Genomic DNA, 13,922 nt, shown 5'->3' with positions numbered 1-13,922 from the left:
CCCCTACTCTTCGCGCGTGAGCAGTGGAGACGACTTTTCGCAGCAGCCGACCAGCCTCCTGCCGGACGTCGAGGACGACGGGCCCGACGACGCGCCGCGGCAAGGCGGGCTCGGGCTCGGCCTGCTGATCCTGCGCGTGGCACTCGGCGCGACCATGGGCGCGCACGGCCTGCAGCACCTGTTCGGCCTGTTCGGCGGGCCGGGCATCGGCGGCTTCGCGCGGGTGCTGGAGACGTTCGGCTACCACAAGCAGACGACGTTGCTGTCGTGGATCACCGGGATCGTCGAGCTCGGCGGCGGCGTGCTGGTGGTCGTCGGGCTGTTCACGCCGCTGGCCGCGGCCGGGCTGCTCGGGGTCATGGCCAACGCCGTCTACGCGAAGTTCCACGGCGGGTTCTTCGAGGGCCAGGGGCAGGGCTTCGAGTTCGAGCTGCTGCTGGCGGCTTCGGCGTTGAGCCTGCTGTTCACCGGTTCCGGGCCGATTTCGCTGGAGCGGAACACGCCGTGGCGGAAACGGCCGTTGCCGCTGGGGCTGGTTTCGCTGTTGCTGGCGGCCGCGGCCGCGGTGGTGGTCATCGTTTTGACGCGGTGACCGGCCTGGACACCGTGAAGGCCGCCCCGGAGAACGGGACGGCCTTCGCGGCTTGAGCCAGGCTTACTTGTTCACGTCGCGGACCGCGCCGGTGTCCGCCGACGTCGCCATCCGGGCGTACGCGCGCAGGGCCGCCGTCACCGGGCGCTGGCGCTCCTTCGGCTGCCACGGCCGCTCGGACGCCTCCATCTTCGACCGCCGCTCGGCCAGCACCTCCGGGTCCACCAGCAGCTCCAGCCGGCGCTCGTGGATGTCCAGGAGAATCCGGTCGCCGTTCTCGACCAGGCCGATCAGGCCGCCCGCCGCCGCCTCCGGCGAGATGTGGCCCACCGAGATGCCCGAGGAACCGCCCGAGAAACGGCCGTCCGTGATCAGGGCGCACTTCTTGCCCAGGCCGGAACCCTTGAGGAACGCCGTCGGGTGCAGCATCTCCTGCATGCCCGGACCGCCCGCCGGACCCTCGTAGCGGATCACCAGGACCTCGCCCGGCTGGATCTCCTTCTTGAGGATCGCCGACACGGCCTCCTCCTGGCTCTCCAGCACCCGCGCCGGGCCCTCGAAGTGCCACAGCTCCTCGTCGATGCCCGCGGCCTTGATCACCGCGCCGTTCTCGGCGAGGTTGCCGCGCAGGATCGCCAGGCCGCCGTCCTTCGTGTACGCGTGCTCGACGTCGCGGATGCACCCGCCCGCCGCGTCCGTGTCCAGCGACGACCAGCGGTTCTCCGTCGAGAACGCCTGCGTCGTGCGGACCCCGCCCGGCGCCGCGTGGAACAGCTCGACCGCCTTCTCCGACGGAGCCTTCGCCCGGATGTCCCACTCGTTCAGCCACGAGTCGAGGTCGGGGGAGTGCACCGACCGGACGTCGGTGTTCAGCAACCCGCCGCGGTACAGCTCGCCGAGGATCGCCGGGATTCCGCCGGCCCGGTGGACGTCCTCCATGTGGTAGTCGGAGTTCGGCGCCACCTTCGACAGGCACGGCACACGGCGGCCGATCGCGTCGATGTCGGCGATCGTGAAGTCGATCTCGCCTTCCTGGGCGGCGGCGAGGATGTGCAGCACCGTGTTCGTCGAGCCGCCCATCGCCATGTCGAGGGCCATCGCGTTCTCGAACGCCGCCTTCGACGCGATCGAGCGCGGCAGGACCGAGTCGTCGTCCTGCTCGTACCACTTCCGGCACAGCTCGACGACCGTGCGGCCGGCTTCCTCGAACAGCGCGCGGCGCGCGGCGTGCGTCGCCAGCGTGGAACCGTTGCCCGGCAGGGACAGGCCCAGCGCCTCGGTGAGGCAGTTCATCGAGTTCGCGGTGAACATGCCGGAGCACGAGCCGCAGGTCGGGCAGGCCGAGCGCTCGACGACGTCGAGGCCTTCGTCGTCGACCTCGGTGCTCGCCGACGCGGCGATCGCCGTGATCAGGTCGGTCGGCGCCTGCGCGACCCCGCCCACGACGACGGCCTTGCCGGCCTCCATCGGCCCGCCGGAGACGAACACGACCGGGATGTTGAGCCGCATCGCGGCGTTGAGCATGCCCGGGGTGATCTTGTCGCAGTTGGAGATGCACACCAGCGCGTCGGCCTGGTGCGCGTTGACCATGTACTCGACCGAGTCGGCGATGATCTCGCGCGAGGGCAGCGAGTAGAGCATGCCGGAGTGGCCCATGGCGATACCGTCGTCGACGGCGATGGTGTGGAACTCGCGCGCGACGCCACCGGCTTCCTTGACCGCGCCCGCGACGATCTCGCCGAGGTCCTTCAGGTGCACGTGGCCGGGCACGAACTGCGTGTAGGAGTTGGCGATCGCCACGATCGGCTTGCCGAAGTCGCTGTCGGTCATGCCGGTGGCGCGCCAGAGCGAGCGGGCGCCCGCCGCGTTGCGGCCGTGGGTGGTGGTCCGGGAACGGAGAGGCGGCACGGCGAACTCCCAGGTCGGAATGGTGGGCCAGGCGGAGGTCCGGGACGCTCCGGCGAAACTGGTCCTACCAATTTAGCCTTTGCTCCGAGTGGGTGCGCCGAGGGGTTACTCGCTGGGCGACGTCTCCGGCTTGGCGGGCTTGATGTCGTCGGCGTCCAGCAGTCCGCTCGGGTCGGCGACAAGACCCTCGCTGACCAGCGAAAGCACCGGCAGGTGCCGGGTCCGCACCGTGGGCAGCGGCACCTTCGTGTCGTCCCGGAGGACCGCCTGCACGCGCGACTTCTTGGTGATCGCCAGTCCCTTGAGCGCCGACCACGGCACGTCGCGGTGGCCGAACATCGTGCGGGTCGCCAGCCCCTCGCGCGTCGCGATCGTGCGGGTCCGGATCACGAACACCGCGAGCGCGATCGGGAAGACGTAGAGCCACTGCAGGTACGGGATCTCCCCGAGCGCGATCGGCGTCACGCAGATCGTCAGGAGGGCGATCGCCATGAACGACGTGCGGGGGATCCGGAAGACGGCCTTCCGGCCTTCGTCCTGCTCTTTTTCGGCCACCCCGAAATGGTGCACCGCCCCGCGGACCGGCCGGGACCCGGGTCGGACGCGGGTGACGTGCGCCGCTCGGGTGTCCACGATCTGGACTCACCATCCCGCAGAGTTGACACTCGAGAGACCTTCGGACTAGCGTCAGCGTCGTGACACCGCTGACCGGCCTCGTACTTCCCAAGCGCGTCGACGCTTAGGGAAGACTTTCCGCTGCGTCGACGCGCGAACCCTCGTGCGACCTTACGGTCGGCGAGGGTTTTTTGTTGCCCTAGGGAAGAGATTCCCCGCCCCACCGCACCGATAGAGCTCAAAAAAGACCCGAACGAGTGACACCGAGACCCACGAGGCAGAACCGATGACCAGTGCCACGTCGCGCAGCGACGCGAAACCCGGGCCGACGCCCGGAACGCCCGGAGCACGTCCGAAGCCGGCGCCACCGGCGGGAACCCCGGTGCGCGTCACCGGCGCCCAGTCGCTCGTGCGCTCGCTCGAGGCGGTCGGCGCCGAGGTGGTCTTCGGCATTCCGGGCGGCACCATCCTGCCCGCCTACGACCCGCTGCTGGACTCGACGAAGGTCCGCCACATCCTGGTCCGCCACGAGCAGGGCGCGGGCCACGCCGCCACCGGCTACGCGCAGGCCACCGGCAAGGTCGGCGTCTGCATGGCGACCTCGGGCCCGGGCGCGACCAACCTCGTCACCCCCCTGGCCGACGCGAACATGGACTCCGTCCCGGTCGTCGCCATCACCGGGCAGCAGTCCCGGTCGCTGATCGGCACCGACGCCTTCCAGGAAGCCGACATCTGCGGCATCACCATGCCGATCACCAAGCACAACTTCCTCGTCACCGACCCCGCGGACATCCCGCGGACCATCGCCGAGGCGTTCCACCTGGCGTCCACGGGCCGCCCCGGCCCGGTCCTGGTGGACATCCCCAAGGACGTGCTGCAGGAGATGACCTCGTTCTCCTGGCCGACCGAGCTGCGGCTCCCGGGCTACCGCCCGACGCTGCGCCCGCACGGCAAGCAGGTCCGCGAAGCCGCGAAGCTCATCGCGAAGTCGCGCCGGCCGGTGCTCTACGTCGGTGGCGGCGTCATCAAGGCGGAGGCGCACGAGCAGCTGAAGCAGCTCGCCGAGCAGACCGGCATCCCGGTCGTCACGACGCTGATGGCGCGCGGCGCTTTCCCCGACTCGCACCCGCAGCACCTCGGCATGCCGGGCATGCACGGCACGGTCGCCGCCGTCGCCGCGATGCAGCGCGCCGACCTGCTCATCGCGCTCGGCGCCCGGTTCGACGACCGCGTCACCGGCCAGCTGTCGTCCTTCGCGCCGGACGCCGCGATCGTGCACGCCGACATCGACCCGGCCGAGATCTCCAAGAACCGCAAGGCCGACGTCCCGATCGTGGGCGACTGCAAGGAGATCATCAGCGAGCTGATCACTTCGGTGACGACGGAGTTCGAGCACGGCGGCAAGCCCGACCTCGCCGACTGGTGGACGCTGCTCGACGACTGGCGCAAGACCTACCCGGCCGGTTACGAGTGGCCGGACGACGGTTCGCTGTCGCCGCAGTACGTCATCGAGCGGATCGGCCAGCTCGTCGGCCCCGACGCGGTGTACGCCGCCGGTGTCGGCCAGCACCAGATGTGGGCCGCGCAGTTCGTCAAGTACGAGAACCCGCGCACCTGGATCAACTCCGGCGGCCTCGGCACCATGGGCTACGCGGTGCCCGCCGCGATGGGTGCGAAGTTCGGCGTCCCGGACACCCCGGTGTGGGCGATCGACGGCGACGGCTGCTTCCAGATGACCAACCAGGAGCTGGCCACCTGCGCCATCGAGGGCGCGCCGATCAAGGTCGCCGTCATCAACAACGGCAACCTGGGCATGGTCCGGCAGTGGCAGAACCTCTTCTACTCGGAGCGGTACTCCAACACCGACCTCGGCACGCACAAGCACCGCATCCCGGACTTCGTGCTGCTGGCCGAAGCGCTGGGCTGCGCCGGGCTGCGCTGCGAGACGAAGGAAGACGTCGACGCCACCATCCGCCGCGCGATGGAGATCAACGACCGCCCCGTCGTGATCGACTTCGTCGTGGGGAAGGATGCGCAGGTGTGGCCGATGGTCGCCGCGGGCACCGGCAACGACGAGATCATGGCGGTCCGGGGCATCCGGCCGCTGTTCGACGACGACGAGGTTTCGGTCGAGACGACCGAGGCCGCCGCGGAAGCCGCCGGGGAGGGTGAGCGCTGAGATGAGCGTCCACACGCTGAGTGTGCTGGTCGAGAACAAGCCCGGTGTGCTCGCGCGCGTCTCGGGCCTGTTCTCCCGCCGCGGGTTCAACATCGAGTCCCTCGCCGTCGGGCCCACGGAAAACCCCGAGGTGTCCCGCATGACGATCGTGGTCGCCGTGGAAGAGCTACCGCTCGAACAGGTGACCAAACAGCTCAACAAGCTGGTCAACGTGATCAAGATCGTCGAGCTGGAGCAGTCGACCGCCGTGCAGCGAGAACTGCTGCTCGTGAAGGTTCGCGCCGACAACACCGTGCGCAGCCAGGTCCTCGAAACCGTCCAGCTCTTCCGGGCCAAGGTGGTGGACGTCTCTCCGGAGGCACTCACCGTCGAGGCCACCGGGACGTCCGACAAGATCGGTGCGTTGCTGCGGATGCTGGAGCCTTATGGCATCCGCGAGCTCGTGCAGTCCGGCATGGTCGCGGTGGGTCGCGGCGCTCGCTCGATCACCGCAACCTCGCCGCGCTAGAAAACTTCGTAAGTCAGGAAAGGAAGCAGTAACCCCCATGGCAGTGGAAATCTTCTACGACGACGACGCCGACCTCTCGATCATCCAGGGGCGCAAGGTCGCTGTCATCGGCTACGGCAGCCAGGGCCACGCCCACTCGCTGAGCCTGCGCGACTCCGGCGTCGACGTCCGCATCGGCCTGCCCGAGGGGTCCAAGTCGCGGGCGAAGGCCGAGGAGCAGGGCCTGCGTGTGCTCACCCCGGCCGAGGCGTCCGCCGAGGCCGACCTGATCATGATCCTGGCGCCGGACACGAAGCAGCGCTTCATCTACGAGCAGGACATCGCGCCGAACCTCAAGGACGGCGACGCGATCTTCTTCGGGCACGGCTTCAACATCCGCTACGACCTGATCAAGCCGCCGGCCAACGTCGACGTCGCGATGGTCGCCCCGAAGGGCCCGGGCCACCTGGTCCGCCGCCAGTTCGTCGACGGCAAGGGCGTCCCGGCGCTCATCGCGGTCGAGCAGGACGCTTCCGGCAACGCCCAGGCGCTCGCCCTCTCCTACGCCGCCGCCATCGGTGGCGCCCGCGCCGGCGTCATCAAGACGACGTTCACCGAGGAGACCGAGACCGACCTCTTCGGCGAGCAGGCCGTGCTCTGCGGTGGCGCGTCCGCGCTGGTGCAGACCGGGTTCGAGGTGCTCACCGAGGCCGGCTACGCCCCGGAGATCGCCTACTTCGAGGTGCTGCACGAGCTGAAGCTGATCGTCGACCTCATGTACGAGGGCGGCATCGCGCGCCAGCGCTACTCGATCTCCGACACCGCCGAGTACGGCGACCTGACCCGCGGCCCGCGCGTCATCTCGCCGGCGGTCAAGGAAGAGATGAAGAAGATCCTCGGCGAGATCCAGGACGGCACGTTCGCCCGCGAATGGGTCGCCGAGGACGAGGCCGGCCGGCCGAACTTCACCAAGCTCGAGGAGCAGGGCAACCAGCACCCGATCGAGGCGACCGGCAAGAAGCTGCGCGACCTGATGTCGTGGGTGGACCGGCCGATCACCGAGACCGCCTGAGTCTTAGCCGGCAAGACGCTGAAGGGGACGCCCGCTCGGGGCGTCCCCTTCAGTGCGTTCGGTGGTCGTTTCGCTACGCTGGCGACATGAGTGAGCAGCCGGTCGACGACAAGGCGCACATCCGGCACCACCTCGACTTCACGAAGGCCGAGTGGATCCGGGCCGAGCCCGAGGGTGTCACCCTCGACGACTGCGTCGAGTACGCCTTCATCGAGCACACCGACGGCGTCACCTACACCGCGATGCGGCAGTCGTCGAAGCCGGACGGCGTCATCCTCGTCTTCACGCCGGGGGAGTGGGACGCGTTCGTGAAGGGCGTCCGCGACGGCGAGTTCGACCTGCCCGAGGACCTCGCGGAGGCCTAAAGCTTCGCCGCCAGCGCGGGGATCTGACCGGTGTCGCCCGCGATGCCGAGGTGGTCGCCGTAGTCACGGGACTCGACGATCAGGCCGTCGCGCACGCGCATCGAGAAGATGTTGGCGATCCGCACCGGCCGTCCGCCGTACTCGCCCTGGTAGGCGAACTCGCCGATCAGCACCTCCGGATCCGTGCCCTGGTAGGTGACCAGGTCCGCGACCGCGAACCCCGGGTTCAGCGCCTTGCCCGCCGCGAAGTGCTCGCGGGTTTCGTCGCGCGTCCGGATCACCGCGGAGCCCGGCAGGAACGGGTGCGTCACGTGCGTTTCTTCCGCGTACAGGTCCGGAAGTTCGTCCCAGCGGCCGCCCGCCACGCCGTGCACCAGCTTTTCGAACACCGTCCCGTCGGTTTCCGGGGTGACCGGCGAAAGCTCGCGCGGTGGCGCCTGCTCATAGGCCTTCACGAGCAGGTCGACGCCGTCGCGGATCGCCGCGAGCCGCAGGTAGTCGTGGTAGTCGCGGGAATGGACGATGAGGCCGTCGCGGATTCGCAGCACCTGGATGTTGGCTGTCGTGGTCGTCCGGCCGGTTTCGACGGACTCGGCGTCGTAGTCGTATTCGGCGACGATCACCTCGGGATCCGTCGTCTCGTGGACGACGACGTTCTTGCGCTTGAGCCGCACCGCCCCGGCGAGGACGCCGGTGAACCTTTCGTGGAGCGCGTCACGGCCGGCCAGCCGGGTCGGCCGGGGCACGGCCTGCGGATGCTCGACGACGGTGTCCTCGGCGTAGAGCGCGGAAAGCTCGCCGAACCGTCCTTCACTGATGCCGTCGGACAGCGCGTCGAACACGTCGCGGGGTGTGGTCATGAATCCTCCCAGTGGCAAACCGGAGTCTGTAGTCCGTCTCCGAAGATACGGACTACAGACTCCGGTTGTCTACAGGGTTCGGAGGAGGTCCCGGGCGGCCGGCTGCTCGCACACGTCGGCCCACTTCTCCGGCGTGCTGTGGAAGATCGCGTCCCGGGCCGCGAGGTCGGCGCCGTTCTCGACGAGGACGCGGACCGCGTCGAGGTGCCCGGACTGCGCGGCGAGGTGCAGGGCCGTGACGCCTTCGCCGTGGTTCGGGCCGCCGAACGTGCCGACGTGGTTCACGTCGGCGCCGAGAGCGAGGAGCGTCCGGATCGCGGCGACCCGGCCCGTCGCCGCCGCCCAGGCGAGGGCGGTGCCGCGGTAGACGTCGGCGTCCGGGTCGGCGCCCCGGGCGACGAGGGTTTTCAGCGCGTCGACGCGGTCGTTGCGGGCCGCCCAGGCCAGGGCTTCGTTCTTGACCTCGGCCGGGTCGTCTTTCGGGTGCCAGGCCGGGAAACCGCTGTGCGGGCGGTAAAAACCCCGGTGTGCGCCGGCCGCGGGGTGCCCAGGTCGCAGGAGTTCGTCAAGCAGGTCCGCGTCGCCGAGCCCGGCCGCGACGCGCAGGTTGCCGGGCGCCCGGCCGTGCGGCGCCAGCTTCTCCGCGGCCTCGCGGTGACCCCAGAACAGCGCGACGACCAGGGGAGTGCCGCCGTCGCCCCGAGCGGAGACGTCGATCGGGGCGCCGGCGTCGAGCAGCTGGTCGAGCAGGAGCGGCAGGTTCTTGTACGCGGCCTGGTGCAGCGGGGTCCAGCCGTGGACGTTGCCGCGGGCCGGGTCGGCGCCGTGGTCGAGCAGGATCCGGCTGAGCCGCTCGTCGCAGGTCGCGCCGGCCATGCCGAGCAGGTCGTTGCCGTTGGTGCCGCGGGCGGTGACGAGCCCCGGGAACTCCGTCAGCAGCGCTTCCAGCGCGTCGGGGTCCCGGGCTTCGACCGCGCGGTACGCCCGCGCGAACGGCTCCCCACTGTCCACAAGCGACTCGATGTGCTCGCGGAGGGTGCGCCAGGAAACGAAACCGTGCTCACGGGCGACGACCACGAGCGCGCCGTCCCGGGTCAGCGGCTGGCCCCAGCGCTCGAACGGCTCGCGCGCGCCCGGTGTCCCGTCCTCGGCCGAGGCGAGCAGGCCGAGCGCGCGTTCGGCGTAGTAGTGGACGTCCTGGTGGTACGGGTGCTGCAGGTTTTCGCCGTGTTCCGTGACGCGCCGGACGTACGCCCGGAGTTTCGGCCAGCTCGGGAAACCGTGGTCGCGGGCGATCCGGAACTGCGCTTCGGAGAGCTTGACGCCTTCAGCGCGTGCGAGATCCTTCGCACGCTTGCGGAGCTGGTCCAGGCTGGGTTTCGCGGGCAGCGTGCCCATGGTGCCTCCTTCCCTCGTCGCCCGTGGTCCGCCGGCACCGGGCAGGAAAGAAGGTGCGGAGCTGGTGGTGCGGTACTGCGGGGGTGGGCTCGGCCCTTTCCGCGGACGGGACGCGGCCCTCACCGCGTCCCGTCACCCTACGCCGGTGTGCGGTAAGGGGCATCTGGCGTGATCCCACGGGCTTCACGCGTGATTGGAGGGGCATCACGCGTGATTCCCGACGGAACTCGCGTGATCGAAGGCGGAACTCGCGTGATGGGGGCCGTAACTCGCGAGTTCCGGCCCCGATCACGCGAGATCCGGTTCTGATCACGCGAGTTACGGGAGGAGGTCGGCCAGGCGGCGGTAGGAGTTCTCTGTTCGGGCCAGGACCTGCACGCAGACGTGGTCGGCGCCCGCGTCGAGGTGAGCCCGGATCCGGTCCGCCGCCGCCTGTTCGCCGGTCGCGACGAGGGCGTCGACCAGGCGGTCGCTGCCGCCGTCGGCCAGGTCCTCCTCCGTGAAGCCGAGCCGGCGCAGGTTCGCCTGGTGGTGCGGGGCCTGCCGGACGTACAGGTCGACGTGCTCCCGGGCGGCCGAAGGAGAAGCGTCGAGAACCACCGCCTGCTCGACCGCCAGGTACTTGCCCGGCCCGAGCCGTTCGCGGGCCAGCGCCGTGTGCTCCGGCGGGACGAAGTACGGGTGGGCGCCGTCGGCCCGCTCGGCCGCCAGGTCCAGCAGCTTCGGCCCCAGTGCCGCGAGCACCCGGCGCGGCCGCGGTGCCGGCGGGGGCAGTCCGGGCAGTTCGGCCGAGTCCATCCCGTCGAGGTATTCGCGGATCGCCGCCAGCGGCCGCGCACCCGGCCGGTGCCCGCCCAGCCCGGCGATGAACCGGCCCGGGTAGGCCTCGCCCAGCGCGCGGACGGCGCCCTCCGCGGCGAGCGGGGAGCGCTGGTCGAACCGCGCGACCCCGGTGGCGATCGTCAGCTTCGACGTCGCCGCCAGGAGCAGTGCCGCCTGCGTGAACGCCTCCCGCCCGGCGTACTCGCCGAACCAGATCGCGGCGAAGCCGAGCTCCTCCACCTCGGCGGCCGTCTCGCGCAGGATGCCGACCGGGTCGCCGTCGAAGAACCGCCAGATCCCGACGCTCATCGGGTCACCGCCGGCGCCAGCTCGGCCAATATGTCCACAGTGGATTCGAACGACGGCGCCCACGGCGTCAGCAGGACGTGGTCGGCGCCTGCGTCGAGGAGCTCGGTCAGCCGTTTCGCGATGGTCCCGGCGTCACCCCACAGGACGAGGTCGTCGACGAACCGGTCGCTCGGGCCGTCGATGTCGGCGGGCGTGTAGCCGAGCCGTCGCCAGCCCGCGAGATACGCCTTCACCTGGTTCTCGCGCAGCTGGGCGACCGTGCGCCGGACGTGCGCGCGAGCGTCTTCCCGGCTGCCGGGGACCACGGTCTGCTGGGCGATCAAGAGCTTGTCCGGCCCGAGGATCTCGCGGGCGTAGGGCGTGTGCGTGACCGGCTGGGCGAACGGGTGGGCGCCGTCGGCGTGGTCGCGGGCGAGCTCGAGCATCCGCGGCCCGACGGCGGCCAGTACGCGGGGAAACGCCACCGGCGCCGGATTTTCCGCCGCCGTCGCGTCCATTTCGGACAGATAGTCCCGCATGCGCTCCAGTGGCCGGTACTCCTCGCCGTGCTTCGCCGCCTGGAACGCGTGCCCGATGCCGACGCCGAGCACGAACCGGCCGGGATGGGCGTGGGCGAGGGTCGCCCCGCCCTTTTCGGCGGTCCGCCCGGGGCGGGCCCAGACGTTGGCGATGCCGGTGCCGAGCACGACGTCCGGCACCGAGGCCAGGAGGTCGCCGAAGTGGGCGAACACCTCCCGGGTGCCGGGTCCTTCGCCGCTCCACACCGAGCGGTAGCCGGCGTCGGCGAGCCGGCGGGTGGCCGCCCGCTCGACGTCCGGGGGCGGTTGCAGGGGCGCGCTCGGCAGCCAGGCGCCGATCGCGCCGAGCCGGGCCCGTGTGTCTTCGACCAGGGTCATTCTTGTTCCCTCCAGTAAAGTGAGGCTGCCTCCGGTTAATATACGGAGGCAGCCTCCGATTGGCTACCCGGTAAGGTCGGAAGGGAGATGACCGAAGTCAAGCCGATGCGCGCGGACGCCCGCCGCAACTACGAGCGCCTCCTCGAGGAGGCGCAGCGCGCCTTCGCCGAACACGGCGTCGAGGCGTCGCTGGAAGACATCGCGCGCCGCGCCGGGGTCGGCATCGGCACGCTCTACCGGCACTTCCCGACCCGCGACGCACTGCTCGAAACCCTGCTGCGCACCCGGTTCGACGCGCAGGCCGAGCGAGCGCGCGAACTGCTCACCCACCCCGAGCCGCTGGCCGCGCTGCAGGCCTGGCTGGCCGGGCTCGGCGACGCCACGCGCACGTTCCGCGGTCTGGTGGAGCTCACGGCCGACGCGCTCAGCGACGAATCATCCCGGTTGTACGCGTCGTGCCACGAAATGCGGGAGGCGGGATCCCATCTGGTGGAACGTGCGAAAACCGAAGGCGCACTGCGCGAAGACGTCACCACCGACGAGCTTCTTCTCTTGCTGCACGCGGCATCCTGGGCGGGGGGCCACCTGCCCGGCCCGGGAGGCATGCACCGCCTCCTGGCTCTTGTTTTCGAGGGATTACGAGTGAGTTAACACCGTGGGAAGCCAGGGGGCGGTCCAGCGGGTTAAACTCCGCCTCGACCGGGGCACAACGACGTGCACAGACCGTTTGTCGACACACAGCGTCCTGGAAGTGACCAGATAGTGGGAGCCGCATCGTGAGCAAGCCCAGCAAACCCGTCGTCCTCATCGCGGAGAAGCTCGCCCCCTCCGTGCTGAGTGTGTTCGGTGACGAGGTGGAGGTCCGGCACGTCGACGGTACGGATCGATCCGCGCTGCTGGAGGCGGTGAAGAGCGCCGACGCGCTGCTGGTCCGCTCAGCCACGAAGGTCGACGCCGAGGTCCTCGGCGCCACGACGCAGCTCAAGGTCGTCGCCCGCGCGGGTGTCGGCCTGGACAACGTCGAGGTGCCCGCCGCCACCGAGCGCGGCGTCCTGGTCGTCAACGCGCCGACGTCGAACATCGTCTCCGCCGCGGAGCACGCCGTCGCGCTGCTGCTGTCGGTCGCGCGCCGGGTCCCGGCCGCCAGCCAGAGCCTGCGTGCCGGCGAGTGGAAGCGCAGCTCGTTCTCGGGTGTGGAGCTGCAGGGCAAGACCGTCGGCGTGGTCGGGCTCGGCAAGATCGGCCAGCTGTTCGCCCAGCGCCTCGCCGCGTTCGACACCAAGATCATCGCCTACGACCCCTACGTTTCGGCCGCGCGCGCGGGCCAGCTCGGCATCGAGCTCGTCACCCTCGACGAGCTCCTGTCGCGCGCCGACGCCATCTCCATCCACCTGCCGAAGACGCCGGAGACCAAGGGCCTCATCGACGCCGAGGCGCTGAAGAAGACCAAGCCGGGCGTCATCATCGTGAACGCCGCCCGCGGCGGGCTGATCGTCGAAGAGGACCTGGCCGACGCGCTGCGCTCGGGTCACGTCGGCGGTGCCGGCATCGACGTCTTCGTCACCGAGCCGACCACGTCCAGCCCGCTGTTCGAGCTGGAGAACGTCGTCGTGACGCCGCACCTCGGCGCGTCGACGGCCGAGGCGCAGGACCGCGCGGGCACCGACGTCGCGAGGTCCGTGCTGCTGGCGCTGCGCGGCGACTTCGTGCCGGACGCGGTGAACGTCTCCGGCGGCGGCGCGGTGGGCGAGCACGTCCGCCCGTACCTGACGCTGACGCAGAAGCTCGGCCAGCTGCTCACCGCCCTGAACCCGACGGCGCCCAACTCGGTGACCGTGCAGGTCAAGGGCGAGCTGACCAGCGAGGACACCGGCGTGCTGCAGCTGGCCGCGCTGCGCGGGGTGTTCACCGGCGTGGTCGAGGACCAGGTCACGTTCGTCAACGCGCCGCAGCTGGCGGAGAAGCTGGGCGTGCAGGTCGAGCTGGTCACCGAGTCGGAGAGCCCGAAGTTCCGCAGCCTGGTCACGGTGCGCGCGGTGCACGCCGACGGCTCGGTGCTGACCGTGTCGGGTTCGGTCACCGGCAAGGACGAGGTCGAGAAGCTGGTCGAGGTCAACGGCCGCGGTTTCGACCTGCGCGCCGAGGGCACGGTCCTGCTGGTCGAGTACGGCGACCGCCCGGGCGTGATGGGCCGGGTCGGGACGCTGCTCGGCGAGGCCGGCATCAACATCGAGGCCGCGCAGATCAGCCAGACGACCGACGGTTCCGACGCCGTGATGCTCCTTCGCGTCGACCGCCACATCGACGCCCACCTGCTGGAGCCCATCGGCGCTTCGGTCGGGGCGCACACGATCCGCGCCGTCGACTTCAACTGACGCGAAGCACCACGAAGGCCCCCTCGCCGTCCGCGGTGAGGGGG

At 70.4% G+C, this 13,922-nt stretch carries 13 protein-coding genes; 7 read left to right on the top strand and 6 right to left on the bottom strand.

The features are described from left to right. Nucleotides 1-16: 16 nt before the first annotated feature. Entirely contained in the window at nucleotides 17-592 is a 576-nt protein-coding gene (locus tag AB0M83_RS05825; RefSeq protein WP_364513036.1) for a DoxX family membrane protein, read from the top strand. A gap of 63 nt (nucleotides 593-655) precedes the next feature. On the opposite strand, the gene ilvD is transcribed toward AB0M83_RS05825, so the two are convergent. Both ilvD and AB0M83_RS05815 read right to left on the bottom strand, forming a co-directional pair. Next, complete coding sequence (gene ilvD / locus AB0M83_RS05820; RefSeq protein ID WP_364513033.1) at nucleotides 656-2,500, bottom strand: dihydroxy-acid dehydratase; 1,845 nt, start codon at nucleotides 2,498-2,500, stop codon at nucleotides 656-658. A 105-nt stretch (nucleotides 2,501-2,605) separates the two neighbouring features. Continuing rightward, the gene (locus AB0M83_RS05815) at nucleotides 2,606-3,055 is read right to left on the bottom strand and encodes a PH domain-containing protein (RefSeq protein ID WP_364513030.1); all 450 of its coding nucleotides are present in this window, start codon (nucleotides 3,053-3,055) and stop codon (nucleotides 2,606-2,608) included. A gap of 346 nt (nucleotides 3,056-3,401) precedes the next feature. Here AB0M83_RS05815 and AB0M83_RS05810 point away from each other — a divergent pair, with 346 nt between their 5' ends. The 4 genes from AB0M83_RS05810 (at nucleotide 3,402) to AB0M83_RS05795 (ending at nucleotide 7,218) form a co-directional block, all read left to right on the top strand. Then, nucleotides 3,402-5,294, top strand: coding sequence for an acetolactate synthase large subunit (locus AB0M83_RS05810; RefSeq protein ID WP_364513027.1), 1,893 nt, complete (start codon nucleotides 3,402-3,404; stop codon nucleotides 5,292-5,294). A gap of 1 nt (nucleotide 5,295) precedes the next feature. After that, nucleotides 5,296-5,802 (top strand): acetolactate synthase small subunit, encoded by a 507-nt coding sequence (gene ilvN / locus AB0M83_RS05805; protein ID WP_003080760.1) that lies wholly within the window; start codon nucleotides 5,296-5,298, stop codon nucleotides 5,800-5,802. A 37-nt stretch (nucleotides 5,803-5,839) separates the two neighbouring features. Next, entirely contained in the window at nucleotides 5,840-6,853 is a 1,014-nt protein-coding gene (gene ilvC / locus AB0M83_RS05800) for a ketol-acid reductoisomerase (RefSeq protein ID WP_013223583.1), read from the top strand. An 86-nt stretch (nucleotides 6,854-6,939) separates the two neighbouring features. Beyond that, complete coding sequence (locus tag AB0M83_RS05795; RefSeq protein ID WP_155545093.1) at nucleotides 6,940-7,218, top strand: DUF397 domain-containing protein; 279 nt, start codon at nucleotides 6,940-6,942, stop codon at nucleotides 7,216-7,218. On the opposite strand, the gene AB0M83_RS05790 is transcribed toward AB0M83_RS05795, so the two are convergent. The 4 genes from AB0M83_RS05790 to AB0M83_RS05775 form a co-directional block, all read right to left on the bottom strand. Next, nucleotides 7,215-8,078 carry a nuclear transport factor 2 family protein gene (locus AB0M83_RS05790; protein ID WP_364513024.1) on the bottom strand — a complete coding sequence of 288 codons (864 nt, stop codon included), beginning with the start codon at nucleotides 8,076-8,078 and terminating at the stop codon, nucleotides 7,215-7,217. The genes AB0M83_RS05795 and AB0M83_RS05790 overlap by 4 nt on opposite strands. 69 nt (nucleotides 8,079-8,147) lie before the next feature. Then, nucleotides 8,148-9,476 carry an ankyrin repeat domain-containing protein gene (locus AB0M83_RS05785; RefSeq protein WP_364513021.1) on the bottom strand — a complete coding sequence of 443 codons (1,329 nt, stop codon included), beginning with the start codon at nucleotides 9,474-9,476 and terminating at the stop codon, nucleotides 8,148-8,150. Nucleotides 9,477-9,794: 318 nt separating this feature from the next. Beyond that, a complete protein-coding gene (locus AB0M83_RS05780) occupies nucleotides 9,795-10,607 on the bottom strand; it encodes a TIGR03620 family F420-dependent LLM class oxidoreductase (RefSeq protein WP_364513018.1) in 813 nt (270 codons plus the stop codon). Then, nucleotides 10,604-11,503, bottom strand: a complete 900-nt coding sequence (locus AB0M83_RS05775) for a TIGR03620 family F420-dependent LLM class oxidoreductase (RefSeq protein WP_364513015.1) — start codon at nucleotides 11,501-11,503, stop codon at nucleotides 10,604-10,606. The genes AB0M83_RS05780 and AB0M83_RS05775 overlap by 4 nt, the downstream gene beginning before the upstream one ends. An 87-nt stretch (nucleotides 11,504-11,590) precedes the next feature. Between AB0M83_RS05775 and AB0M83_RS05770 the strand changes: the two genes are divergently transcribed. Then, entirely contained in the window at nucleotides 11,591-12,154 is a 564-nt protein-coding gene (locus tag AB0M83_RS05770; protein WP_364513012.1) for a helix-turn-helix domain-containing protein, read from the top strand. Nucleotides 12,155-12,279: 125 nt separating this feature from the next. Then, entirely contained in the window at nucleotides 12,280-13,878 is a 1,599-nt protein-coding gene (gene serA, locus AB0M83_RS05765) for a phosphoglycerate dehydrogenase (protein WP_364513010.1), read from the top strand. The last annotated feature ends 44 nt before the right edge of the window (nucleotides 13,879-13,922 follow it).

The sequence above is a fragment of the Amycolatopsis sp. NPDC051106 genome, from assembly GCF_040682775.1.
In the GTDB taxonomy this organism is placed as follows: domain Bacteria; phylum Actinomycetota; class Actinomycetes; order Mycobacteriales; family Pseudonocardiaceae; genus Amycolatopsis.
This window is presented reverse-complemented; position numbering and strand designations above follow the sequence as displayed.